The organism is Nitrososphaera sp. (genome assembly GCF_013388945.1).
In the GTDB taxonomy this organism is placed as follows: Archaea; Thermoproteota; Nitrososphaeria; order Nitrososphaerales; family Nitrososphaeraceae; genus Nitrososphaera.
The window spans coordinates 1-20,748 of record NZ_JACAEH010000018.1 but is presented as its reverse complement, the minus strand read 5'-3'; the positions used below and the strand labels follow the sequence as shown (position 1 = coordinate 20,748).

Below are 20,748 nucleotides of genomic sequence, written 5' to 3'. Positions count from 1 at the left end.
GTGATAGAGGATCTCGTGAGAAAGGGGGCGCCCATAGACGTCTTTGGAGTCGGGACAGAGCTCACAACATCAAGGGACGACCCTGCCATGAACGGCGTGTACAAGCTCGTTGCAATCAAGGTTCCTGCTGACGGCGAAAAGGTGCTTTACAAGCTAAAGACCAGCCCGGGCAAAAAGACGTACCCCGGACCAAAGCAGGTGTACAGGACCTTGGAAAGCGGCACCATCAAGTCAGACACTGTGGCGCTTGAAGACGAAGAGCCGCCGCAAGGTGCGACCCCTCTTTTGGAAAAGTACGTCGAGGGCGGGCGGCTTGAGCGCAGCCTTCCATCCCTAAAAGACATCCAGAGTTTTCACAGACAGCAGGTGAAGACCCTGCCAAGTGAATTTACAGACATCTCGGCCCCAGTCGAGTCGTTCCCGGTCAGATTCAGCGAGAAGATAGAGGAAGCTGCGCGTCGGTTTCAGCACAAATAACGCGCAATGCCGACACAAAAAATGTGGCGGCTTTTACGAGTTGTAGCTGCTTTCTTCTTGCACTGCCTTTAGGATCAGACTGTTAACTTCGTCCATATCCATCCTCTCGCTTAATACCTTGCCAAAGTCTGTCGGCGTTATTATGCCGAGAGTCTTCCCGTCCTTGTCGGTTACAAGCAGGTGTCGAACCTTTTCGTGAATCATGTTGTCTGCCGCAACTTCAACTGGCGAATTGGGATCGATGGTCACAAGCGGGGCGGACATGACTTTTTGGACCAGGACATCTCTGCTGCTTACGCCTTCAGCGCAAACACGCCGGGTCAGATCACGCTCTGTAATTATTCCAGCGGGCCGGCCATTCTTGCCGTCCACCACCACAAGAGAGCTTACCTTTCTATCCCTCATTTTCTTTGCAGCTTCGTACGCGGTGTTGTCCAGATTGATCGTCTCCACATTCTTATTCATAGCGCCTCCAACTGATTTTAACATACCATGCATTCCAGGTAATAGTATTTGAGAACCCAGTCTGCACAGCAATGCACAGTAAGACAGACCTGATTTCTGGTGCGAACCCGCCGGGACACTTTACTGCGTGCTACCAACAAACATGCGGTATGACGACCCGTGACAGAGGAAACAAAGTCATTAACGGGATTTCAGTTCCCGGACGTATTCGTTTCTCTCTATCTCAACATAGAGTATGTCCGTCTTGCTGACAATGCCAATCAGGTGCCCCGCCGCGTCGCAAACAAAGACCCTGCCTGTGCCGCTTTTCACCATCGCCATCAACGCCGAATTTGCATCATCCTCTGCAGACATGATTGCCAGGTCGGACTTTGGGATCATGATGTCCGCCGCTGTAAGTTCTGTTTGCTTCTCAGGCAAAACTGCAAGAGCGCGCTTTAGATTCACCATCCCAACAAGCCTGTTTGAAGAATCGACCACAGGAAAGGCGCTTTTCATGTATGTGCGAAAGTAACTTTCAATGAGCGTATTGACAGGCACGTTTGGCCTGACCGATATTATGTTGGTGTTCATTATATTGCGAATGCGTAGTGAAGAGAGTGTGGAAGAGAGCTGTATCTGCGCCAGGTACGACTGCGCGCCGGACATCAGGAACCAGCCGATAAGAATTATCCAGATGCCTCCAAGGAACCCGCCAGATACTATCACAACAAATCCTATTGCCATAAATCCGTACGAAATCGCGATGCCGACTTGAGCCGCTTTCTTGGTTGCCTCGTCGTAGTCATTGTTTCTCTTCATGAACGCTGCGCGAAGGAGCCTTCCGCCATCCGAGGGGAATGCGGGAATCAGGTTGAAAAGGCCCAGAACGAGGTTGATAAAAGCGCCGTAGTACAGTACGCCTTTCGTGATTTCAAATGCCGCGCCAGAAAAGGGCAAAACCTGCTGCATAATAATTAGCCAGTAGAACAGAGCAAATATGCCCGATAAGGCAAAGCTTGTCAGCGGCCCTGCAAAGGCCATCTTTGCTTCTTTTCCATAGTCACGAAGCTCTGCAGTGATGTCCGATACACCGCCAAATGCGAAAAGCATTATCTGGCGGACCTTTACGCCGTACCGCGTGGCTACAATAGAGTGTGACAGTTCATGGAGCAGCACGGAGATGAACAGCGTGGCGGCGCTTGCCAGCCCTATTATCCAGTAGTCAGAGTCTGCGAGTCCGGGCACGAAATCAGGCATCAGTGCCGTAGCGATGGTCCATGAGATCAGCAAAAACACTATGACCAGTGTAAAATGAAGACGAATCGGGATTCCCTTTATCTTGCCGATCTGTACTGACATCGTGATTATGCCGCATCGCATCGTATTAAGAAATGGGAATGCAGTGCATTGCAAAGAATCCGGGTCTTCTTCAAGTCCGATAGCCTCTTGCGTCTACGCAATTTCATCGATTATTCATCTTGATTATGCGGGCTACCCTATCAGAGCCGGTGATGGCTATCGTGTCCCCCAGCTTTACGGCCACGCCGCGTGAATGTGCGGTGGTTCCATAAAGGCGCGTGTCTGTATCGCGGAAAAGAGACACCTGAATCCGGGATTGAAAAGGCGCGGCATACCTCAGGTTCCGGCTGGTTCTGCGCTTGTCGCCTTTTTCACGGACAAGAAGGGTAGGCAAGACATGGCAGATTCCTATCTGGTCCTCACGGACCTGTGCCCCTTTTTGCAGAGACCCGGCCAGCCTGTTTGGATACGAGTAGTATCCCTGCGAGCCAAAGGCGGTGCTGAAAATGACGCCGTTGCCAATTGCATGCTCTGTAAATGCGCTCTTTTCATTTTCGTTTACGAAAACGGTGTACCTCATGCAGCCTGAAAAGACTCCGCGCTCTACGTATACATCGGTCAGAACGTCCGTGGATTTCTCATTCAGGCCCACGCGGATCATCCGTCTTTTTGCTAGCGCAAACCTGCCTTCTTCAACGTCACGCAGAGCTCCTTCCAGCTTGTCAAACATCACCTCTGCAAGTTTTGCCCTGCTTCCAAGTACGCCGTGTTCGTGGACGCCCACAAATAGAAGGGGAACATCGAGGGTCCGCCCGTAGTATCCAAAAGTCCCATCTCCGCCGACGACTACTGCCACATCCGGCTCTTTTGGGCTGTAGGACACGCCGGCGCGCTGCAGCTTTTTCAGCACCTGCTCGACAGGAACTTTTGGCCTTTGCGGATGCAGGTATATTCCAAACTTCAAGCGCGGTCAGCTAGAGATCTATGTATTAGATATTGGTAGTGATCCAGCATTCAGGTTCAGGCCCTTCAAACGATCTCTGCGACAGCAAACCTCTCGCCCAAGCTGGCTATCCTGACTCTCAGTCTTTGACCGGGCTTTCCTCCCCTGACAAAAACCACGAACCCTTGCACCCTTGCGATGCCGTCGCCTTTCCTGCTCAGCTCCGCGACCTCGACGTCGTACTCCTTTCCAGGTTCCACGGGCTTGTAGCCGGAGTGCCTGTAGCCGCTTCTGCCTTCTTCGTAACTCATGTCGCATCATACCTTCTCGTCGGCTAAAAACAGCTTGAATCCAGTGCAATGCAGTGAATAACAAATCGAGGACGGAACCTCGCTGAACTAACAAAAGGAGATGTTGTTCGGTGTGTGAACGTTGCGAACAGGGTCAATCCTCCCACTGCTGTTGCAAACTCAGAGGCTTTGTTTCAGGTCACCCGGTAAGTGGCAGAATGATCTCGATAGATTCAGTCGAGACGTGTACGTCAGCCTTCGCATGGCTTGACTCTTCGAAAATTCTTTTCAGCACTTTGGTGGTGACGGCAGACAAGCTTTCATCAAGCTTCATTGGGGTTTGATATACCAATTTACCTTCACTAAAAGTAACAGTATACGTCAGGCCCAGAGGCTCGGCAAGATCCTCGAGAGTTGCAAGCAAGGAGTAGAGATTATAATTACCATGTCTGTTTTTTGCTGCCCTCTTCAACAAGTCAAAGCATACGTCACCTATAACTACAGGCGGAGTCGCAGCGCTACCTGCGCCAACAAAACCTGTAACTCCCAATGTTAGATAGAACGCGATCTTGAATTTAAAAGTTCCTAATTTTGGATACTGCAACATATTTCTAACGTCTGAAATCAGTATTGAAAGCTGCAAATAATTGCGTGCGTGGACGATTTACAACAAAAATCCATAATGCAGAGCATACTGCATGTTATTATCAGAGTTGCGGCCAAAGACCGTCGTGGCCTGATTGCAGATAATTCTTACCGGCGACGTGATGCTTGGGCGGATGGTGAACAGCGTGCTTGACAGGGACAGGTATACCTACGTGTGGGGCGACACCATCGACATTTTCAGAGAGGCAGATCTCTCGCTTGTAAACCTAGAGTGCGTTATTTCTTCAAAAGGGAGTGAATGGAGCAAGACCTTCAAGGTGTTTCACTTTCGAGCAAACCCCGACGCCATACGGGTGTTGAAGACTGCCTCGATAGACTATGTCTCGCTTGCAAACAACCACACGCTTGACTATGGAAACGAGGCGCTGGACGAGATGCTCTGCCTGCTAAAGGAAAGCGGGATCTCTTATTCAGGCGCTGGAAGGAACCTGAAAGAGGCGATGGCTCCGTCGGTCCTGCACCTTGGCAATACCAGAATAGGCGTGACAGCGCTTACCGACAACCAGCCCGAATGGGAAGCGACTGCCGATTCTGCAGGGGTAAACTACATCCCGCTTTCGCTTGAAAATGGCTATGCGGACAGGCTGAAGGAATGCATAACCTCTGCAAGAGAAAAGTCGGACATCGTCATCGCTTCAAGCCACGTCGGCCCTCATTTCAGGGAAAGCCCGTCTGCAGAGTACGTGAATTTCGCGCACCGCGCAATAGACCTTGGCGCCGACGTCTACTGGGGGCACAGCAACCACATGCCGCAGGGCATAGAGATCTACAAGGGCAGGCCGATACTGTACGATTGCGGCGATTTCATCGACGACTATGCAGTGGACCGCCAGCACAGAAACGATCTCTCTTTTATTTTCCGGCTCAGCGCGGAAAGAGGAAAAATAGACAGCATCGAACTCGTGCCCACGATGATTCATGATTTCCATGCCAGCACGGCCCCTTCATCCGAGGCAGACCTTGTCATGAGGAGGATGGCGTACAGATGCGGCCGCCTGGGAACAAAGTGCATTATTGAGAAAGGAAGGATCAGCATCCCGGTTTACCGGCCGTAAATACTTCATACCGCAAGTTTAATGAAATGCGACTTGGAATATGCACCATGGGCGAATCGACGCCAAAGCCGGTGACGGTAGGCGAGATAATGACTGAAAAGCTGGAATCGATAAACGCGCTCAACACTGCACAGGAAGCGGCCGCAAAGATGGCCGAAAAAAACGTGGGCTCGCTTGCGGTTCTTGACGATAACGGCAAGGCTCTTGGCATCGTGACTGAAAGGGACCTGGCAAGGCGCGTCTGTGCCGCCGGCAAGAGCAGCAACAGCGTGACAGTCGGACAGATAATGTCGTCGCCTGTCATAACCGTCAGGTCCGACCATTCTATTGAAGAGGCTGCAGATGTAATGATAGAAAGGAAGGTCAGGCACCTCCTGGTACTGGGCGAAAGCGGCAGGCCTGCGGGGATTGTCACTCCAACCGACCTTGCAGCATACATCAGAGAGACAGGGGACATTCGCACCGAGAAGATGGACAGCGCAATCATGCAGCTCCTGCGGGAGCACAGGCGCTACGAATAGCCAGAACCAAAGATAATGCTAATTACTGTGCCCTGACAATAACACCAAGTTGCTATGACCCGCAGCACTAAAGGCGGACAGAAAGGTGCCCGCTACGCCATCCTGGTCCTTGACATGCTCGACGACTTTGTCAACGGCAAGCTAAAGTGTGCGAGGGCAAAGAGGATAATACCAAACATCAAGGTCCTGCTAGAGGAAGCCCGCAAAAAGGGCGTGCCGGTCTTTTACTGCAACGACGAGCACCTGCCAATCGACACCTACGAGATGAAGCTGTGGGGCCCGCACGCCATGAAGGGCACCAGGGGCGCGCAGGTGATAAAAGAGCTTGCGCCGGCAAAGTCAGACTACATAGTCCCCAAGAGGACTTACAGCGCCTTTGATGGCACCGGCCTTGAAAGGGCGCTGAAAGGGATCTACGGCGGCAAGGGCGCCGACACCGTCGTCATAACCGGACTCCACACAAACATCTGCGACAGGCACACGGCCTACGACGCATTCGTGAGGGGCCTGAACATAGTCGTGGCAGAGGACGGCGTGGAGGCTTTCACGGAGCAGGACCACCTTTCCGGCCTGGAATACATGAAGCAGGTGTACGGCGCGCAGGTGAAAAAGGTGTCAGAGATTGCGAAAAAGCTCTAGCGCCTATCTTGCCACCATGACCGGGCAGGGCGCATAGGCGACGACGCCGGAAGCCACGCTCCCAAGGAGCAGCTTTGTGAACCCCGACCTTCCCCTCGTGCCTATGACGATTAGGTCGACGTTTTCGCGCTCGGCATAGTTGACGATACCGCCAACCACGGAAAGCGGGGTGTCGATAACGTCGGTTGAAACTTCAACTTTTGCCTGCTCGGCGTTTCTCTGTATTTCTGTGAACCACTTTGACGCTTCCTGCTTGGCGTCATTTACCATTTTCGTGATTGTGTCCGGATAAGAGATGCTGTAAAAACCCAGGGTCTGGAGGTACTGGTTGACGTTTATCACGTGAATCGCAATTATTTTCGCGCCATACCTTGCGGCCACGCCTATCGCCAGATTTGCTGCCTGCATCGATCCTTCAGAACCGTCTACCGGGACCAGTATCTTTGAAAATTCCTGCTTTGCCATGAGCATGGTTGTGCCTCTCGGCTCTTAAAGAGATAGATTGCAGTGCATTACGCTGCATCCTGATTTCTAAAATAACGGGCATTGCCAATGCTTTTCATGTCGCTTGATAAAGTAAGCTGCCCCGTATGCAGGGAGGAGATGACCCGCATCAAGAAAAAGCAGGACATCGAGATAAATCTGGACGAGGTAAGGGAGCTGCCGCCAAGGGTGAGGGCGCCTGTCACGGTGTACCTCTGCCTGAAGTGCCACAATATGCAGATGTTTCTGGACTGGCAGAAATAGCCCAGCGCCTACTTTGCAATGCACTGCATACCTCCGGCATTAATGCTTCCGCGCTTACACTACACACATGATAGGCGTGCGGCTTGCCGGGCGCGGGGGACAGGGAATCAAGTCTGCCGCCCACGTCGTAGGGACCGCGGCGTTTCTGGCAGGGCGCCACGTGCAGGACCAGCCGCTCTACGGAGCGGAAAGGCGTGGCGCGCCCGTCACCGCCTTCATAAGGATCTCAGACAAGCCGGTGCTTGACAGGGGGCCCGTGCACGAGCCGGCCCTGCTTGTCATAGCAGACGAGTCGCTCCTTGATGACCGGTCATTTGACGCGCTTGAAGGGACCACAGGAAATACCGCGGTCTTTGTAAATACCTCTAAAAGTGCAGGGCACGTCGCCTCGACATACGGCGTCGCAGGGCGCCTGATAACTGCAGACCTTTCCCGGATGGCAGAAGAGGCGCTTGAAAAGCCCGTGGTAAGCGCTGCCGTCGCAGGCGCTACGGGCAGGCTTCTGGGGCTTGACTGGAGCGACATAGAGCAGGCGCTTGTGCTCGAGCTTAAAGACATCAGGGTGGAAGGCGAGGAGCAGGAGCGCAATTTAGAGCTTGCAAAAAAGGCGTACGGATCGTTTGCGCCGCTTGAAAAAGTCGAGGGAGGCGCGCAGGTTGTGGAGCAGACATTCATAGAGCTTGCCTACCATGGCCCGGAGGCCTCGACGTGCTCTGTAGTATCGCCAGGAAATACGAGGGGCAGGGACGTGGGCGCGTGGAGCCGGCTCAAGCCCGTGATAAACTACGACGAGTGCACCAGGTGCAGGATATGCTTTGTCTACTGCCCCGACAGCGCCATAACTATAGGAAGCGACGATTTCCCGGTCATCGACTACAACGCGTGCAAGGGCTGCGACATCTGCTACACCGAATGCCCCGTCAAGGCCATATCGCTTGTGAGGAGAGAAAAATGACAAAAGAGCTTTTGACTGGCAACACGGCGGTGGCCCTTGGCGCAAGGCTGTCAGGAGTCGAGTACGTGCCGGCCTATCCCATAACGCCCCAGACAGAGATAATCGAGCGCCTGTCAAGGTGGGCAAACGAGGGCGCGATGGACGCCAGGGTGGTTACGATGGAGTCAGAGCACTCGATGCTGACTGCAGCCGGCGCGGCTTCAGTCGCAGGCGTCAGGACGTTTACGGCTACTTCAAGCCAGGGTCTCCTTTACGGTTTTGAGATGCTGTACAACATTGCAGGATGGCGTGCGCCGCTGGTGCTTGCAAACGTTTCAAGGGGCGTCGCCTCGCCTATAACGCTGGAGCCGGACCACAACGACGTCCTTTCCGCACGCGACAGCGGATTTCTGCAGATACACGCAGAGACGTGCCAGGAGGCGCTTGACTCTGTGATAATGGCGTACAGGATAGCCGAAGACGACAAGGTAAGACTGCCCACAATGGTAAACCTGGACGGGTTCTACCTTTCGTATACAAGAGAGCCGGTCGACGTGCCCGAGCAAGAACGCGTTGCCGAGTTTCTGCCCCCGTACAGGCCGCAGTCAGGGTACATGAGCGCAAAAAACCCGATGTCAGTCGCAGTCGTGGTCCTTGACGGGCGCGCGTACTCGTACTTCAAGTACCAGATGCACCTTGCATCGACAAACGCGCTTGCGGTGCACGAGAAAGTGGCCGGCGAATTCGAGAAGGCATTTGGCAGAAAGTACCCGGCAGTCGAAGGCTACATGCTTGAAGATGCAGACTATGCAATAGTCATTACAAACTCCCTCACAACTACCGCAAGGGCAGCCGTGCAGGAAATGCGAAAGGAAGGCAAGAAGGTCGGGCTTGTGAGGATAAGGCTTGTCAGGCCTTTTCCGCGGCAGCAGGTGGCGGACATGCTTGCCGGAAAGAAAGGTGTCGCGGTGTTTGACCAGAACATTTCTGTTGGCAGCGGCGGCATACTGTATCCGGAAATCCTGTCTGCACTTTACCACCGCTCTGACAGGCCAAAGAAGGTCGTCTCTTTCATAGGCGGCCTTGGCGGCAAGCGCGTTGGGCATACAGAGTTTCGGCACATGGTAGCCGTGACTGAAGGGTGCGTAAGAGACGACAGCCAGCTTGCAAGCGTCCTTCTTTTCACAGACTCGGACTGGCAGGCGGTAAAGGGGATGCTCAGGACTGCAGGAAAGGGAGAGGTGTCGCAATGACCACGCTTCGAGACCTCCCGTTAGACGAGAGCCTGGCATCCGGAAGCCTGCTGTGCGCCGGTTGCGGCGGCGTGCTTCTTACCAGGATATTTGAAAAAGTGCTCGGTCCGAAAACAGTCACGGTCAACGCCGCCGGCTGCATGAGCATGCTCTCTGTCTTTCCGTTCACGCCGTTCAGGTCATCATGGTTCTATGTCGCAATGGCAAGCGCACCTGCGGCGGCTCAGGGCATAAGGGACGCCCTTGACATACTTCTGAAGAAAGGCAGGGTGGCAAAGGAAGACGACCTCAAAGTAGTTGTCGTGACAGGCGATGGCGCGGCGGCAGACATTGGCCTGCAGGCGACTTCTGGCGCAATCCACAGAAAGCTTGACTTTTACTACCTTGTCTACGACAACGAGGGCTACTCCAACACCGGCTTTCAGGCCTCAAGTTCATCGCCGTACGGCGCGTCCACCAAGACCACAGCCCCGACTGCGCTTTTGCCTGAAGGAACGCTGCTTGACAAGAAGGACCTCTTTGAGATATGGAAGGCGCACAGGCCTCCCTATATCGCGACCATCTCGCCGGCGTACATCGCAGACATGATGCACAAGATAGAGAAGGCCTCGCGTTTTGCCGGCCCCAAGCTCTTCATAGCGCACTCGCCGTGCCCCCCTGGGTGGGACGTGGGTTCCGACCTTGTGATAAGGCTGTCCAAGATGGCAGTGGAGACGGGCGTGTGGCCGCTGAAGGAAGCAATAGACGGCCAGGTCACGCACTCGCTTTTCATGAAAAAGCGCAGGCCGGTAGAGGAATACCTGAAGATGCAGGGCAGGTTTGAGCACCTCTTTTCGCCTGCAAGGCAGGAAAGCGTGATCCAGGCCATCCAGGCAAAGGTAGACGATTACTGGAAAAACGTCACAAAATGAATCAGTTGTAGTGCATTGCACTGTATTCTGTCACTTTAAATAAAAAAACGTGCACCTTTATGCATGCAAGCCCAGAAACGACAGATGACTGCGGGCAACTTTATGAGCTCGCCTGTCATCACGGTGGCAGCAGACGCAGACCTTGTGGACGCAGTGTCCGTCATGGCCCTGAGAAATGTGGGCAACGTCGTGGTAGTCGAGGACGAAAGGCCGGTCGGCATCCTGACAGAGCGCGAGCTTTTGCGATATCTTGCTATAAGAAAAGAGGTTCCGGACATCCTTGCAGGCGAGGTTCCTCTGCAGGGTTTTTCCCAGCTGACTCCCGAGACAAAGATCGAGGACGCGGCAAGGATAATGGTAAACAAAAGGTCCAGGCTCCTAGTTTTCAGGAGAGACCAATACTGGCAGCAGAAACTGGCAGGCATCATAACTGCGTCGGACCTTTTGCGGGCGTTTCTTGAAACCGGGAAAAACCCGCCCATAGCAAGGGTCATCCGCAAAAAAGTTTTCACACTGGACTACAGCAGGACAATCCTTGCGGCAGTCAAGACAATGTACCGGCGCGGCGTGGGAAGCGTCGTTGTGGAAAAAGACGGTCAGCCCTACGGGATTTTCACAGAAAGGGATCTCCTGAAAAACGTGCTTCCGCGGCATGTCAGCCTCGACGAGAAGGTTGGAAGATACTGCGCGCACCCTCTCAAGACGTACAGGCGCAGGATAGGCGCAAGGACCGCAGGCAGGTTCATGGTTGAAAACGCCATCAAGCGCCTGCCGCTAAAGTACAAAGGCAAGATAGCAGGAATCGTGACTGCAAGGGACCTTGTGGAGGCATTCTGGAGGGACCTTTGATGACTGAAATATCGATGAAAAAGATACTCGTGCCAGTCGACGGCTCCGACTCTTCGGTCCTGGCAGTCCGGCACGCAATCGCGCTTGCAGAGATGTCCGGCGCAGAAGTGCTTTTGATGCACGCCGTCGTGAGCCTGCCCTATCTGCAGCACAAGGCAGGAGGAGACGTACTTGACACCTACGTGGAAGAGGCAAAGAGGTACGCCGAGATGTGGTTTGAGCAGGCAAGGCAGATGGCCGCAAAGAGCAGCGTCAGGACGACGTCTGAGGTAATCCTGGAGGCCGAGTCGATAGCAGACGTCATCGTAAACTATGCCAGGTCGCACGGTGTGGACCTGATAGTCATAGGCTCGCGCGGCAGGACCGGGCTCAAGCGCTTCTTGCTTGGAAGCGTGGCTTCAGGCGTGGTGTCCCATGCGCACTGCCCTGTCCTGATAGTGCGCTGATCACGACTTTAGATACCGGTATCCCCTGTCCGTGGTCACCCACAGCTTTTTTGACAGGTCATACCTTATGAGGCCGCCGTCCACAAGCGCCGCCATGTGCCTGCGAAACTGAGTGTCAGGAAGCGACGCCGCCTCGGCAAGGCGCTCCCTTGTCTGGCCTTTTCTGGCAAGCACAAGTATGCTTGCCAGCACCTTGCTGTCAGGCGTTTTCCTTGCTTTCTTCATTCAGCTTTTCACCTACGCCGCAAGGGCCCTTATCACGTCGGTCTTGGTCACGATGCCTACAAGCCTGTTTTTCCTTCCCACGACTGGCAGGCCGCTTATCCTGTTCCGCACCATCGCATACGCGGCGTCGGCAAGGTCGTCATTCACTCTTGCGACCAGCGGGTCCCTTGTCATCACGTCTGAAGCGACAAACGCCGTCTTGATCCCAGACGGGATGAACCACTCCTGTCTTTTCTTGGCGATGATGTCCGGCCGCGCCGTCCAGTAGCTCCCGACAGTCCCGGTTCCAAAAACCGCGCCGACAGGCAGAAGGTCCCTGCTGGCGATTATGCCCACCGGCCGGCCGAACCTGACGACGACGATTCGCGACACCCTGTGCATGTTCATGAGAAGCATCGCCATGTGTATGGGCTCGTCCGGCGAAACGGTCCACACCTTTTCGGTCATGAACTTGCCGACCTTGTGTGCGCCTGCGTAATGCTGCACGTATGCGTCGACAAGATCGCTTTTGGTAAAGATTCCTTTCAGCTTCTTTTTCGCATCCACGACTAAAAGCGAGCTGATGCCCCTGTCAAGCATTGTCTGAGCGCAGCTTTTCAGGTCTGCGTCTTCACCGACTGTGACAGGATTTCTGGTCATGACTTCATCCAGGGTTATTTCACCAAGGCTCCTTGCAGGGACTTCTTTGTACAGAAAGCGCGCGATGTCCTTTTCTGTCAAAAGCCCGGCCGCCCTGCCGTCCCTTGAAACCACTATCCTGCTCACGTTGTACTTTATCATGAGGTCCCTTGCTTCGAGGACCGTACTGTCAGGCGCAAGCGTTATCGGCTTTCGCATGAGGTGGCCTGCATCAAGTCCTGCCACGTACAACCCGTCCACCTATGCGTGCTCGATGAGCGAGAACCTCGACATTGCCTGGAGAGTCGGATCCTGCTTGTTCTTTTCGTAGAGGTATCTTGCCAGGTCTGTGGCTGTCACTATGCCGTGCAGCACGTTGTCCCGGACTGCAGGCAGCCTCCTTATCTTGTATTTTGTCATCACAAGCGCCGCGTTGTATATGCTGACGTCGGGGTCGACTGAAATGACAGGATGCGACATCACGTCAAGCGCCGTTACCCTGACCGGGTCGCGCCCTTCTGCCACGACTCGCCGGACAATATCGCGCTCGGTGATGATTCCAAGCGGGCGGTTCTGTGCGTCCACTATCACTATCGCCCCTTTCTTGTGGGCGTTCATCTGCTCGGCTATCTCTTTCACGCTTGCCGTGGGCGGGGCTGTCTGCAGCGGTAACGCGGTCATTATCTTCTGCACTTGGGCAGTCTTGTCGGTGCTCAATTCAGATCACCGCGGTCACTTGACCTCGACTTTGGTGTTTTCTTCCGAAGGCGTGGGAGTCTTTTTGGGCATGGCGACTTGGAGTATGCCGTTGACAACTTTTGCGTCAATCTTGGACGGCACTATCTCTTCAGGAACCGGGATCTTGCGGTAGAATGACTTGTACGAGCGCTCGTTATAGAGGTAGTTCTTGCCCTTTTCTTCTTTCTTCTCCGACTGCTCGCCTGAGACTTCAATCGAGTGCTTGGTGGCCTTGATATCTATCTTTTCCTTCTCTATTCCAGGAACTTCAAGGCTCAGCTCGTACCTGTCCCCCCTGTCCACCAGGTCGCACAGGGGCGCCCTGACCTCTGGAAGCGACGGGAACGGCAGCGTTGGGAACCTCAGCTCAAAGGACGGAGGCCACGGCCGCGCAAACGCCCTTTCCATCTCTTCCATGTTTTGCCTGATGCTTTCAAACAGCGTGTCAACGCGCTTTGACAGTGGTTCTTCCTTTTTCCTGATGTCCGATTTATGGGACTTCATGCCGGACAGTGACGGCGCATCATATATGAAAACTGGGAGTACAGTGCAATACAGAGCATTCGTGCAGGTTTTACGTATCCTTGTTCCAAGACTTGCAAATGCAAGAGCGCCCGGTAAGAATTTCTTCAGGCAAGGTTACACTCGACGGCGACCTTGCCATGCCCGACAGGCCCAGAGGCATAGTGGTCTTTGCCCACGGCAGCGGCAGCAGCAGGCACAGCCCGAGGAACAGGCACGTGGCGCGCGTGCTCCAGGACGCCGGCCTTGCGACGCTTTTGATGGACCTGTTGACTGTGGAGGAAGAAGCCATCGACATGTACACCGCTCAGCTGCGCTTTGACATCGGCCTTCTTGCCAAAAGATTGGTTGGTGCTACCGACTGGCTTGCGGAAAACGACCTGACAAAGAATCTGCCCATAGGCTACTTTGGTGCAAGCACCGGCGCGGCTGCGGCGCTTGTGGCGGCTGCGGAAAGACAGCAGGCAGTAAAGGCAATAGTATCGCGGGGCGGGCGGCCAGACCTTGCCTTTGACTCCCTTCCAAAAGTCAGGGCTCCCACGCTTTTGATAGTCGGAGGCGACGACGAGCCCGTCATTGGCATGAACCGCGAGGCGATGGCAAAGATGAAGGCCGAGCGCGAGCTGGTCATAGTCCCAGGTGCCACGCACCTTTTCGAGGAGCCGGGCAAGCTCGACGAGGTGGCCGCGCTTGCAAGGGACTGGTTCCTGCGGCACCTTGGTAGCTAGAACTTGTAGCCTATCTTTCTCAAAAACTGCTTTCGCTCCTCGACGTCTTTTTCGGCCTCGATGCCCTTGGGTTTGGAGCCGTCGACAACTCCAAGGATTGCCCTGCCAAGCGGTGTCTCTGCCACGATGACGTCGACAGCGTTTGCAGTCGCACAAAAGACGTTTGCGACTTCTGGGACTTGCTTCAGGCGCGGGAGCACGTTTATCGGAAACGCGTTTTTCATCAGGATCAAAAGCCCGTGACCTGCGCCTACCTGAAACATGCAGTCGGTTGCAAGCTTTTCAAGCTCGCTGTCGTTGCCTGCGTGCCTGACAAGGCACGGGCCGGACGCCTCGCAAAACGCTATGCCGAACCTGATGTCCGGCACGCAGTTGACAAGGCATTCGTATACGTCCTCGACTGTCTTGATAAAGTGGCTCTGGGCAAGTACGAGCTGCACGCCTTCAGGCGGCTGCACCTTGACGCTTTGCAGTTCCATGTGATAGTATGGCAGAGCATCGATTTATCTTTGTAGAAGACTGGCAAGCCCCCGGACTTGTATTAACTATAATAACTCGCATGCAGTCATTTATGAAATGAGCACATCGGCACGGATAGCTCGACTCGACACGGCCGGCGCGAGAATAACCACACGATTTCTTTCTGTGACTGGAGAGAAAACCGTTGGCGAGATCAAGAATCTGATGTTCGATGAAGCAAAGAAGCTCGATGTCACGGATTATGTATACGTTGTCGACGGCAATGGCGCACTTGCAGGAGTGTACTCTTTAAAAGAACTCGTGCGGACCCGAAACGAGGTTCCCATTGGCAGCGTCATGAAGAGAAATCCCGTGACCATAGACTACCACGCCGACCAGGAAAGAATAGTGTACCTCGTCTTGAAACACAAGCTCAAGGCGATACCAGTCGTGGACAGGGAAACCCGGCGGCTGGAAGGAATCGTTCCTTACGACGCAATCATTTCGATATTCAACCACGAGTTTCGCGAAGACATCCTAAGGTCCGGAGGCATACACCACGGGATAAAGGAAATCGAGGAGATGGCAACCCCGGCCTCCAGGCTTTTCAGGGCCAGGATACCGTCGCTTGCGATAGGACTGGCAGGAGGCCTGCTTGCCGCTTCTATTGTCACAGGGTTTGAAGGGATCCTGAGCTCCCACCTGACACTGGCGGCATTCATACCCCTCATGGTCTACCTGTCCGACGCCGTGGGCACGCAGTCGCAGACCCTTGTGGTCAGGATGATAGCGCTTGAGCCCGGATTTTCAGTCTCCCGGTACCTGTTCAGAGAGATGCGGGTGGGCGGAGCGATAGGGATAACATTTGCCCTGCTCCTGATGGTTGCGGCGACTCTGGGCTGGAACGCGCCAATACAAATCATCCTGGCTCTGGGTACCGCCATGTTTGCAAGCATTGTGTTTCAGAGCTTCATAGCGACGTATCTGTCGATCCTGCTGAACAAGTTCAATGTGGACCCCGCCGTGACCTCCGGCCCCCTGACGACCATAATAAGCGACGTCTCGACGCTTGCAATGTACTTTACGACGGCTTCCCTGCTCCTGCAGTCAATATGACCATGTGTCTGGTGCAATCGGCCTTTACATGACAGGACAAGCCGCTGCAGCATTGCTCTGCCATGCACTAAATTCGCGCACGATATATACAAAATGCTCGACAAAACTACCATGAAGGACAAGACTGTGATGGACACGGAAGAGGCCAAGGACATGGAACTTGACGAGGAGGGCAAGCCCGTAAAGAAAGCAGGCCATACGGCGGTCCCGTCGCCGGCTTCCGAGATGACACACAAGAAATCAAAGGGCACAAGAAAAGCAAGGTAAAAACACAATTCAAGGGATAGGCAGATATTCGGCTATTGCAGAAGCTTTTCGACGGGGTAGGCTGTTCTCAGGGTGCGTCTTTATACTCCAAATCCCTGCAACGGATGTAAGCAAGTGGCATACCTGCATCAGTTGGTCCTAACCATGGTCTACCCCGTTTATTCTCGAGCTCTGTACTTGCTCATTATCTCGACGACCTCGTCGTCGCTGACCTGCTCGAAATCTTCGTAAAACGCCCCCACGGCCATAAAGACCACAGGCGCGCTCAGCACGACAACGTCGCTGACAAGCTGTTTCAGGCGCTGGACGGTGTCTGCAGGCCCAACAGGCATTGCTACAATCAGTTTTTTCAGCTTTTGTTCCTTGAGCCAGTTGATGGCTGCAAACACGGTTGCGCCTGTCGCGATGCCGTCGTCAACGAGCACCACCGTCCTGCCTGCAAGGTTGTATTCCCTGCTTCCCCTGAACCTGCCGAGCCGGCGCTCTATCTCTTTCATCTTTTCAGATATCTGCTGTTTTATGTAGTCCTCGCCGACGCCAAGCGCCGCTATTATGTCGGTGTTGGGAAAAAAGCTCCCGTCGTGCATAACTGCGCCTATCGCAAGCTCGGGGTTGTCAGGCGCGCCTATCTTTTTTGAAACGACAACGTCCAGGTCCGCTCCAAGCCTGGCTGCTATCTCGTCGCCCGTGACAACGCCGCCTCGGGGTATCGCCAGGATGAGCGGCTTTTCTTTTGAAAACTCCCTGCCGTAGATTTCCTTGAGTTTTGCTGCAAGAACGGCCGCCGCGTCCCGCCTGTCCTTGAACGTCATCCGGCCGTACAGGTCGCTTGTCAGGGCATCTCCTCCCCCATTTCCTCGTAAGGATAAAGGAGGTCAAGCACGGTTGACTCTCCGAAAGCCTTTCTGCCGGTGTACCTCGCAAAGTCAGTTGCAGTCACCATTCCAACCAGCCTGTGTTTTTTGTTTTCAACGGCAAGGTGACGCACGCCGTTTTTCACCATGACTTCCGCCGCGTCCTGCATGGTCAGGTCGGCACCTACTGCCACGACGGGTGCAGACATCAGGGCAGTGGCAGGAGTCTTGCTTGCCGTGAGGTCGTTTGCGCACACCTGCCTTGCAAGGTCACGCTCGGTGAGGATGCCAACGGGCCTGCCGCTGTCTACCAGGACAACTGCGCTGACGCGCTTTGCGGCCATAATTTCTGCTATATCTTTTATGCTGCTGTTGCACTTGATTATTACCAGCCTTTTGTTCATGATATCTGAAAGCTTTGCCTTGCTCAATGCCTGTGGTGTCGCCCCGGCGGTATTAAGCAGCAAGAATGCCATGCATTGCAGAGCATGTCAGAAAGTGATATAGCCGATGATCGCTATTTTCACACATGGGCAAGACAGAAACTTTTGCAAATTTGAACACCGACCTTGGCAGGCTTGCCACCCGGGTCGAAACATACCTGCAGGAAAACGGCTTTGAAGTCGCGTTCTCAAAGGACCAGACAGAACCGGCGTCATGGTTCTTCATACAGGCCCGGAAGGCCGGCGCGCTCAGGACCGTGGCAGGCGCAAGGCGCAGCACCGACATCACGATACGCGGCAATCCTGACAGGATAGAGGTCTCGATAGGGACCGGCGAGTGGGGCAAGAACCTCGTCACGTCTGCGCCGCTCTTCATAGTGCCCGTAGTCGGCATCACCGCGTCGCTTGTCAAGCTGTACACGGCAAAGAGGTTCGAGGACAACCTCTGGAAGTTCATACGCGACCAGGCAAGGTTCCTGTCAGGGAGCGGAACAAAGGCAGTCGAGCCGCAGGCAGGCACGGCAGTCGACAGCAGGGCCTATGACTGCGACTACATCGAAGGCTACCCTGGATGGAAGACGCAGCTGACAGGCGGCAAGCTGGTGCTCTTCCGTGAAAGAGGAGGCAAAAACCGCGTCGTGTTCAGGTCCGGCTCGCAGGAAATTGCAATCCCTGCAGAAAACATCGCAGGCGCCAGCATCATCACCCGGAAGAAGGGTCTCAACGAGGACGACCTGATGATACAGCTTGACTGCGAGGGCGACGGCGGCAAGAGCATGAGGCTTGTGTTCAACATAAACGACGGCATCATACGCGGTGTCATGGCAGGGATAGACGAGCTTGCCGGCGAGGACAAGGCGCTCCGTGGATTTGAGGGGATGAGCGTGACCACCGATACAAAGAGCTGTTCTGCCTGCGGCGCATCGATACCAAGAGAAGCGCGCTTTTGCCAGTCGTGCGGGCAAAAGCAGTGATCATTTTTTTATCCTGTACAGGTTGCCCTTCGAGATGACGACTGGCTTGCCAGTCTTGGTTATCTCGTAGTCGACGCGCAGGATGCCGTACCCCTTTTCTTCCTTTTTTGAAGCAATAGTGTATTTGGCGACAAGCGCGTCGCCGGCGTACACCTCGCCCAGAAAACGTGTCTGGCGCCCGCCCCACCCGGGGTCGCCGTCCATCCCGTACAGCAGCATCACGCAGTCTGAAAACGCAGGCAGGCGGGTCATCTCGCCCTCGGCCCTTGCGATGACAGACCTGCCGGGCAAAAGCACGCCCTTGATTCCTTCTTTTGCCGCAAGCTCGGGGTTTTCGTGGAGGATGTTTTTGGTGCGCGCAAAGGCGATATAGTTTCTAAAGTCGCCCTCGGTCATTTCAAACGACGCGGAAAACACCTGGCCGACTGCAAAGCCGTCAAAGCCCATCGCCGGCAAGACTGTCAGCCTGACTTTTATACCTACACAGTGTCAGCTGAAAGCCCTGTAGCTTTCTCCAAGGACGCCGGAGGCTATCTTGAGCTTCAGTATCTCGTCTGCGCCCTCGTATATCCGGCACACCCTGTTGTCCACAAGGTGCCTGCCCGGCCTGTAGAGGTATGACCAGCCCCTGCCGCCTAGTACCTGGACCGCCCTGTCCGCCGCGTCGCAGGCCGCGTTTGCACAGAACAGCTTTGCCTCGGCTACTGCTAGGTCGGCCTTGCTCAAAAGCTCCCTGTCCGACGGCGACTGGTCCCACTTTTCCCTGAACGCTGTCGCCCTGCGTACCATCATTTTTGATGAATCAAGGTGGAGCTTTATAGCAGCGATGTGCTCCTGTATCAGCTGGTGCTTTGCGATCGGCTTGCCGTACTGGGTCCGCTCCTTAGAATACGCGACTGCTTCTGCCAGGCAGTCCCGGATGCTTCCGACGCAGCCTGCCGCGACGCTCATCCTGCCGTCCACAAGCGCCTGCTTGGCTATCTCCCAGCCGGCGCCCTCCTTTCCTACAAGATTCTCCTTTGGGATCCTGCAGCTGGCAAGCTCGAACATTCCGGTGTTGGTGGTCGGCGTCCCCATCTTGGAAACAAGGTCTTCTTTTTCGATGCCCTCTGTTTTCATGTCGACCAGAAAGGCGCTCATGGCGCCGCCTGCGGCCTTGGCAAATACAATCGCGGCGTCTGCAATGCCGGCGTTTGTGATGAGGTACTTTGTTCCGTTTAGCAGGTACGAGCCTCCGTCTTCTTTGAAAGTGGTTTTCATCTCCTGTGGGTTGCTGCCGGCGTCCGGCTCTGTAAGCGCAAAGGCGAAAATGACCTTGCCCTTTGCCGACGGCCTCAGGTATTTTTCCTTCTGCGCGTCCGTGCCAAACCGGACAAGAGTTTTCTGGGCAAGTGAGCTGTGGACTGAAAATACAGACCTGACGCCCGAGCCTTCCATGCCTATCCTCTCGATGGCCCTGACGTACGTGCGGTTGCTGGCGCCCCTGCCTCCAAACTCCTCCGGCACCGGCAGGCCCAGTATGTCAAACTCGCTTGCAAGTGGTATTATCTGGTCGTTGTACCTGTGCTCAAGGTAACACACGTCCTCAGTCGGCCTGAGCTTTTCGCAAAAAGCATTCACGTCTTTCAGGATCTGTTCATGGGCTTGCACAATTTTTTTTATGCCAGCATGCTTATTTCCATATCTATGCAGATGGAGATAAGAAAAGAATACACGATAAGCGCCGGCGCGGACAGGGTGCTTGGCTTCCTGACAGACCTCAAGCAGGTCACGTCCTGCATACCAAACCTGGAAAGTGCAGAGATAGCAAGCCCTACAAAGTTCAGGGGCAAGATAAAGCCGCCCTTTTCCTTTGTCAAGGGCCGGCTCACAATCGAGTCAGAGCTGGTTCAGTCAGGAAAGGACAGATTTGCGGCCACCGTAAAGGGCTCGTCCATAGGCGCGTCGTTTCTTGCCACTTTGAACATAACGGTTGCAGAAGGCGCGACGGTCAGGATCGACGCCAGGGTGGAGACCTTTGGCCTTCTCAGGACAATACCAAAATCCATCATATACAAGGCAGTCGAGGACATCGAGACGCCGATGCTCCAGTGCATCAGGGAGAAAGTCGAAAAGTGACTACAGGGCGCCTGACGCTATCTCCAGGCCCTCGTCTATCTCCTCGGCAGTCACAATGAGTGGAGGTATTGCACGCATCGCCTTCTGGCCGGCAGGCAAAAGCAATAACCCATTTTTGAACATGCGCCCAAGGGCGTCGTCGCGCCTCTCTTTCGTGTCAAACTCTATCCCGACCATGAGGCCGATGCCCCTCACGTCGATGACGCCGC

30 protein-coding genes and 1 pseudogene are annotated in these 20,748 nt (G+C 54.6%); 15 read left to right on the top strand and 16 right to left on the bottom strand.

The features are described 5' to 3' along the window. Window positions 1–477, top strand: a pseudogene (locus HXY31_RS09210) (nicotinate phosphoribosyltransferase); the annotation flags it as partial. Window positions 478–510: 33 nt separating this feature from the next. On the opposite strand, the gene HXY31_RS09205 reads toward HXY31_RS09210, so the two are convergent. The 5 genes from HXY31_RS09205 to HXY31_RS09185 form a co-directional block, all read right to left on the bottom strand. Further along, window positions 511–942 carry a CBS domain-containing protein gene (locus HXY31_RS09205; RefSeq protein ID WP_292642308.1) on the bottom strand — a complete coding sequence of 144 codons (432 nt, stop codon included), beginning with the start codon at window positions 940–942 and terminating at the stop codon, window positions 511–513. A 180-nt stretch (window positions 943–1,122) separates the two neighbouring features. Next, window positions 1,123–2,283: a site-2 protease family protein gene (locus HXY31_RS09200; RefSeq protein WP_292642304.1), complete on the bottom strand. Its 1,161-nt coding sequence runs from the start codon at window positions 2,281–2,283 to the stop codon at window positions 1,123–1,125. Window positions 2,284–2,386: 103 nt separating this feature from the next. After that, complete coding sequence (locus tag HXY31_RS09195; RefSeq protein WP_292642303.1) at window positions 2,387–3,187, bottom strand: hypothetical protein; 801 nt, start codon at window positions 3,185–3,187, stop codon at window positions 2,387–2,389. A gap of 65 nt (window positions 3,188–3,252) precedes the next feature. Then, on the bottom strand, window positions 3,253–3,477 hold the full coding sequence (locus tag HXY31_RS09190) for a TRAM domain-containing protein (protein WP_292642301.1): 225 nt from the start codon (window positions 3,475–3,477) through the stop codon (window positions 3,253–3,255). 178 nt (window positions 3,478–3,655) lie between these two features. Further along, window positions 3,656–4,099, bottom strand: a complete 444-nt coding sequence (locus tag HXY31_RS09185; RefSeq protein ID WP_292642299.1) for a hypothetical protein — start codon at window positions 4,097–4,099, stop codon at window positions 3,656–3,658. A gap of 97 nt (window positions 4,100–4,196) precedes the next feature. Here HXY31_RS09185 and HXY31_RS09180 point away from each other — a divergent pair, with 97 nt between their 5' ends. From HXY31_RS09180 to HXY31_RS09170, 3 genes are read left to right on the top strand one after another with little or no spacing between them, the layout of a single operon-like run. Then, window positions 4,197–5,177, top strand: coding sequence for a CapA family protein (locus HXY31_RS09180; RefSeq protein WP_292642297.1), 981 nt, complete (start codon window positions 4,197–4,199; stop codon window positions 5,175–5,177). Between the two features lie 47 nt (window positions 5,178–5,224). Then, window positions 5,225–5,698, top strand: coding sequence for a CBS domain-containing protein (locus HXY31_RS09175; RefSeq protein WP_292642296.1), 474 nt, complete (start codon window positions 5,225–5,227; stop codon window positions 5,696–5,698). A gap of 54 nt (window positions 5,699–5,752) precedes the next feature. Continuing rightward, window positions 5,753–6,337: a cysteine hydrolase gene (locus tag HXY31_RS09170; RefSeq protein WP_292642294.1), complete on the top strand. Its 585-nt coding sequence runs from the start codon at window positions 5,753–5,755 to the stop codon at window positions 6,335–6,337. 3 nt (window positions 6,338–6,340) lie between these two features. Here HXY31_RS09170 and HXY31_RS09165 read toward each other — a convergent pair whose 3' ends face one another. Further along, on the bottom strand, window positions 6,341–6,802 hold the full coding sequence (locus HXY31_RS09165; RefSeq protein ID WP_292642292.1) for a universal stress protein: 462 nt from the start codon (window positions 6,800–6,802) through the stop codon (window positions 6,341–6,343). A gap of 96 nt (window positions 6,803–6,898) precedes the next feature. Here HXY31_RS09165 and HXY31_RS09160 point away from each other — a divergent pair, with 96 nt between their 5' ends. The 6 genes from HXY31_RS09160 to HXY31_RS09135 all read left to right on the top strand — a co-directional run bounded on the left by HXY31_RS09160 (window position 6,899) and on the right by HXY31_RS09135 (window position 11,477). Then, window positions 6,899–7,084 carry a hypothetical protein gene (locus tag HXY31_RS09160; RefSeq protein WP_292642290.1) on the top strand — a complete coding sequence of 62 codons (186 nt, stop codon included), beginning with the start codon at window positions 6,899–6,901 and terminating at the stop codon, window positions 7,082–7,084. Window positions 7,085–7,151: 67 nt separating this feature from the next. Next, window positions 7,152–8,039, top strand: coding sequence for a 2-oxoacid:acceptor oxidoreductase family protein (locus HXY31_RS09155; RefSeq protein ID WP_292642289.1), 888 nt, complete (start codon window positions 7,152–7,154; stop codon window positions 8,037–8,039). Continuing rightward, window positions 8,036–9,271: a hypothetical protein gene (locus HXY31_RS09150; RefSeq protein ID WP_292642287.1), complete on the top strand. Its 1,236-nt coding sequence runs from the start codon at window positions 8,036–8,038 to the stop codon at window positions 9,269–9,271. The genes HXY31_RS09155 and HXY31_RS09150 overlap by 4 nt, the downstream gene beginning before the upstream one ends. Next, window positions 9,268–10,182 (top strand): thiamine pyrophosphate-dependent enzyme, encoded by a 915-nt coding sequence (locus HXY31_RS09145; protein WP_292642285.1) that lies wholly within the window; start codon window positions 9,268–9,270, stop codon window positions 10,180–10,182. Before HXY31_RS09150 ends, HXY31_RS09145 begins: the two co-directional genes overlap by 4 nt. A gap of 63 nt (window positions 10,183–10,245) precedes the next feature. Beyond that, window positions 10,246–11,031: a CBS domain-containing protein gene (locus tag HXY31_RS09140; protein ID WP_292642283.1), complete on the top strand. Its 786-nt coding sequence runs from the start codon at window positions 10,246–10,248 to the stop codon at window positions 11,029–11,031. Further along, window positions 11,031–11,477, top strand: coding sequence for a universal stress protein (locus HXY31_RS09135; protein WP_292642281.1), 447 nt, complete (start codon window positions 11,031–11,033; stop codon window positions 11,475–11,477). Before HXY31_RS09140 ends, HXY31_RS09135 begins: the two co-directional genes overlap by 1 nt. On the opposite strand, the gene HXY31_RS09130 is transcribed toward HXY31_RS09135, so the two are convergent. From HXY31_RS09130 to HXY31_RS09115, 4 genes are read right to left on the bottom strand one after another with little or no spacing between them, the layout of a single operon-like run. After that, window positions 11,478–11,702 carry a hypothetical protein gene (locus HXY31_RS09130; RefSeq protein WP_292642279.1) on the bottom strand — a complete coding sequence of 75 codons (225 nt, stop codon included), beginning with the start codon at window positions 11,700–11,702 and terminating at the stop codon, window positions 11,478–11,480. Between the two features lie 12 nt (window positions 11,703–11,714). Continuing rightward, window positions 11,715–12,581 carry a CBS domain-containing protein gene (locus tag HXY31_RS09125; RefSeq protein WP_292642277.1) on the bottom strand — a complete coding sequence of 289 codons (867 nt, stop codon included), beginning with the start codon at window positions 12,579–12,581 and terminating at the stop codon, window positions 11,715–11,717. After that, window positions 12,582–13,037, bottom strand: coding sequence for a CBS domain-containing protein (locus tag HXY31_RS09120; RefSeq protein WP_292642275.1), 456 nt, complete (start codon window positions 13,035–13,037; stop codon window positions 12,582–12,584). A gap of 15 nt (window positions 13,038–13,052) precedes the next feature. Next, window positions 13,053–13,562 (bottom strand): Hsp20/alpha crystallin family protein, encoded by a 510-nt coding sequence (locus HXY31_RS09115; protein WP_292642272.1) that lies wholly within the window; start codon window positions 13,560–13,562, stop codon window positions 13,053–13,055. Window positions 13,563–13,660: 98 nt separating this feature from the next. Between HXY31_RS09115 and HXY31_RS09110 the strand changes: the two genes are divergently transcribed. Continuing rightward, window positions 13,661–14,308: a dienelactone hydrolase family protein gene (locus HXY31_RS09110; RefSeq protein ID WP_292642269.1), complete on the top strand. Its 648-nt coding sequence runs from the start codon at window positions 13,661–13,663 to the stop codon at window positions 14,306–14,308. Here HXY31_RS09110 and HXY31_RS09105 read toward each other — a convergent pair. Then, on the bottom strand, window positions 14,305–14,787 hold the full coding sequence (locus HXY31_RS09105; RefSeq protein ID WP_292642266.1) for an adenosine-specific kinase: 483 nt from the start codon (window positions 14,785–14,787) through the stop codon (window positions 14,305–14,307). The genes HXY31_RS09110 and HXY31_RS09105 overlap by 4 nt on opposite strands. Before the next feature lie 97 nt (window positions 14,788–14,884). On the opposite strand from HXY31_RS09105, the gene HXY31_RS09100 reads away from it, so the two are divergent. Beyond that, the gene (locus tag HXY31_RS09100) at window positions 14,885–15,883 is read left to right on the top strand and encodes a magnesium transporter (RefSeq protein WP_292642263.1); all 999 of its coding nucleotides are present in this window, start codon (window positions 14,885–14,887) and stop codon (window positions 15,881–15,883) included. A gap of 111 nt (window positions 15,884–15,994) precedes the next feature. Next, complete coding sequence (locus HXY31_RS09095; protein WP_292642260.1) at window positions 15,995–16,150, top strand: hypothetical protein; 156 nt, start codon at window positions 15,995–15,997, stop codon at window positions 16,148–16,150. Between the two features lie 158 nt (window positions 16,151–16,308). On the opposite strand, the gene HXY31_RS09090 is transcribed toward HXY31_RS09095, so the two are convergent. Next, a complete protein-coding gene (locus tag HXY31_RS09090) occupies window positions 16,309–16,962 on the bottom strand; it encodes a phosphoribosyltransferase (RefSeq protein WP_292642256.1) in 654 nt (217 codons plus the stop codon). Window positions 16,963–16,982: 20 nt separating this feature from the next. Next, on the bottom strand, window positions 16,983–17,435 hold the full coding sequence (locus tag HXY31_RS09085; protein ID WP_292642254.1) for a CBS domain-containing protein: 453 nt from the start codon (window positions 17,433–17,435) through the stop codon (window positions 16,983–16,985). A 98-nt stretch (window positions 17,436–17,533) separates the two neighbouring features. Here HXY31_RS09085 and HXY31_RS09080 point away from each other — a divergent pair, with 98 nt between their 5' ends. Then, window positions 17,534–18,421: a zinc ribbon domain-containing protein gene (locus HXY31_RS09080; RefSeq protein WP_292642251.1), complete on the top strand. Its 888-nt coding sequence runs from the start codon at window positions 17,534–17,536 to the stop codon at window positions 18,419–18,421. On the opposite strand, the gene HXY31_RS09075 is transcribed toward HXY31_RS09080, so the two are convergent. Both HXY31_RS09075 and HXY31_RS09070 read right to left on the bottom strand, forming a co-directional pair. Next, window positions 18,422–18,868, bottom strand: a complete 447-nt coding sequence (locus HXY31_RS09075; RefSeq protein ID WP_292642248.1) for a MaoC family dehydratase — start codon at window positions 18,866–18,868, stop codon at window positions 18,422–18,424. Window positions 18,869–18,910: 42 nt separating this feature from the next. After that, a complete protein-coding gene (locus HXY31_RS09070) occupies window positions 18,911–20,071 on the bottom strand; it encodes an acyl-CoA dehydrogenase family protein (RefSeq protein ID WP_292642244.1) in 1,161 nt (386 codons plus the stop codon). Window positions 20,072–20,107: 36 nt separating this feature from the next. On the opposite strand from HXY31_RS09070, the gene HXY31_RS09065 reads away from it, so the two are divergent. Further along, the gene (locus HXY31_RS09065) at window positions 20,108–20,539 is read left to right on the top strand and encodes an SRPBCC domain-containing protein (RefSeq protein ID WP_292642241.1); all 432 of its coding nucleotides are present in this window, start codon (window positions 20,108–20,110) and stop codon (window positions 20,537–20,539) included. On the opposite strand, the gene HXY31_RS09060 is transcribed toward HXY31_RS09065, so the two are convergent. Then, window positions 20,540–20,748: aminotransferase class III-fold pyridoxal phosphate-dependent enzyme (locus HXY31_RS09060; RefSeq protein WP_292642239.1), on the bottom strand; the 209-nt coding region annotated here is incomplete at its 5' end. It lies immediately after the preceding gene.

Bases quoted from the DNA above. Each gene is read 5' to 3' on its own strand.
- HXY31_RS09205 (WP_292642308.1), bottom strand. From the start codon at position 942: ATGAATAAGAATGTGGAGACGATCAATCTGGACAACACCGCGTACGAA.
- HXY31_RS09200 (WP_292642304.1), bottom strand. From the start codon at position 2,283: ATGTCAGTACAGATCGGCAAGATAAAGGGAATCCCGATTCGTCTTCAT.
- HXY31_RS09190 (WP_292642301.1), bottom strand. From the start codon at position 3,477: ATGAGTTACGAAGAAGGCAGAAGCGGCTACAGGCACTCCGGCTACAAG.
- HXY31_RS09175 (WP_292642296.1), top strand. From the start codon at position 5,225: ATGGGCGAATCGACGCCAAAGCCGGTGACGGTAGGCGAGATAATGACT.
- HXY31_RS09170 (WP_292642294.1), top strand. From the start codon at position 5,753: ATGACCCGCAGCACTAAAGGCGGACAGAAAGGTGCCCGCTACGCCATC.
- HXY31_RS09165 (WP_292642292.1), bottom strand. From the start codon at position 6,802: ATGGCAAAGCAGGAATTTTCAAAGATACTGGTCCCGGTAGACGGTTCT.
- HXY31_RS09160 (WP_292642290.1), top strand. From the start codon at position 6,899: ATGTCGCTTGATAAAGTAAGCTGCCCCGTATGCAGGGAGGAGATGACC.
- HXY31_RS09155 (WP_292642289.1), top strand. From the start codon at position 7,152: ATGATAGGCGTGCGGCTTGCCGGGCGCGGGGGACAGGGAATCAAGTCT.
- HXY31_RS09150 (WP_292642287.1), top strand. From the start codon at position 8,036: ATGACAAAAGAGCTTTTGACTGGCAACACGGCGGTGGCCCTTGGCGCA.
- HXY31_RS09145 (WP_292642285.1), top strand. From the start codon at position 9,268: ATGACCACGCTTCGAGACCTCCCGTTAGACGAGAGCCTGGCATCCGGA.
- HXY31_RS09140 (WP_292642283.1), top strand. From the start codon at position 10,246: ATGCAAGCCCAGAAACGACAGATGACTGCGGGCAACTTTATGAGCTCG.
- HXY31_RS09135 (WP_292642281.1), top strand. From the start codon at position 11,031: ATGACTGAAATATCGATGAAAAAGATACTCGTGCCAGTCGACGGCTCC.
- HXY31_RS09130 (WP_292642279.1), bottom strand. From the start codon at position 11,702: ATGAAGAAAGCAAGGAAAACGCCTGACAGCAAGGTGCTGGCAAGCATA.
- HXY31_RS09115 (WP_292642272.1), bottom strand. From the start codon at position 13,562: ATGAAGTCCCATAAATCGGACATCAGGAAAAAGGAAGAACCACTGTCA.
- HXY31_RS09110 (WP_292642269.1), top strand. From the start codon at position 13,661: ATGCAAGAGCGCCCGGTAAGAATTTCTTCAGGCAAGGTTACACTCGAC.
- HXY31_RS09105 (WP_292642266.1), bottom strand. From the start codon at position 14,787: ATGGAACTGCAAAGCGTCAAGGTGCAGCCGCCTGAAGGCGTGCAGCTC.
- HXY31_RS09100 (WP_292642263.1), top strand. From the start codon at position 14,885: ATGAGCACATCGGCACGGATAGCTCGACTCGACACGGCCGGCGCGAGA.
- HXY31_RS09095 (WP_292642260.1), top strand. From the start codon at position 15,995: ATGAAGGACAAGACTGTGATGGACACGGAAGAGGCCAAGGACATGGAA.
- HXY31_RS09090 (WP_292642256.1), bottom strand. From the start codon at position 16,962: ATGACGTTCAAGGACAGGCGGGACGCGGCGGCCGTTCTTGCAGCAAAA.
- HXY31_RS09080 (WP_292642251.1), top strand. From the start codon at position 17,534: ATGGGCAAGACAGAAACTTTTGCAAATTTGAACACCGACCTTGGCAGG.
- HXY31_RS09075 (WP_292642248.1), bottom strand. From the start codon at position 18,868: ATGGGCTTTGACGGCTTTGCAGTCGGCCAGGTGTTTTCCGCGTCGTTT.
- HXY31_RS09065 (WP_292642241.1), top strand. From the start codon at position 20,108: ATGCAGATGGAGATAAGAAAAGAATACACGATAAGCGCCGGCGCGGAC.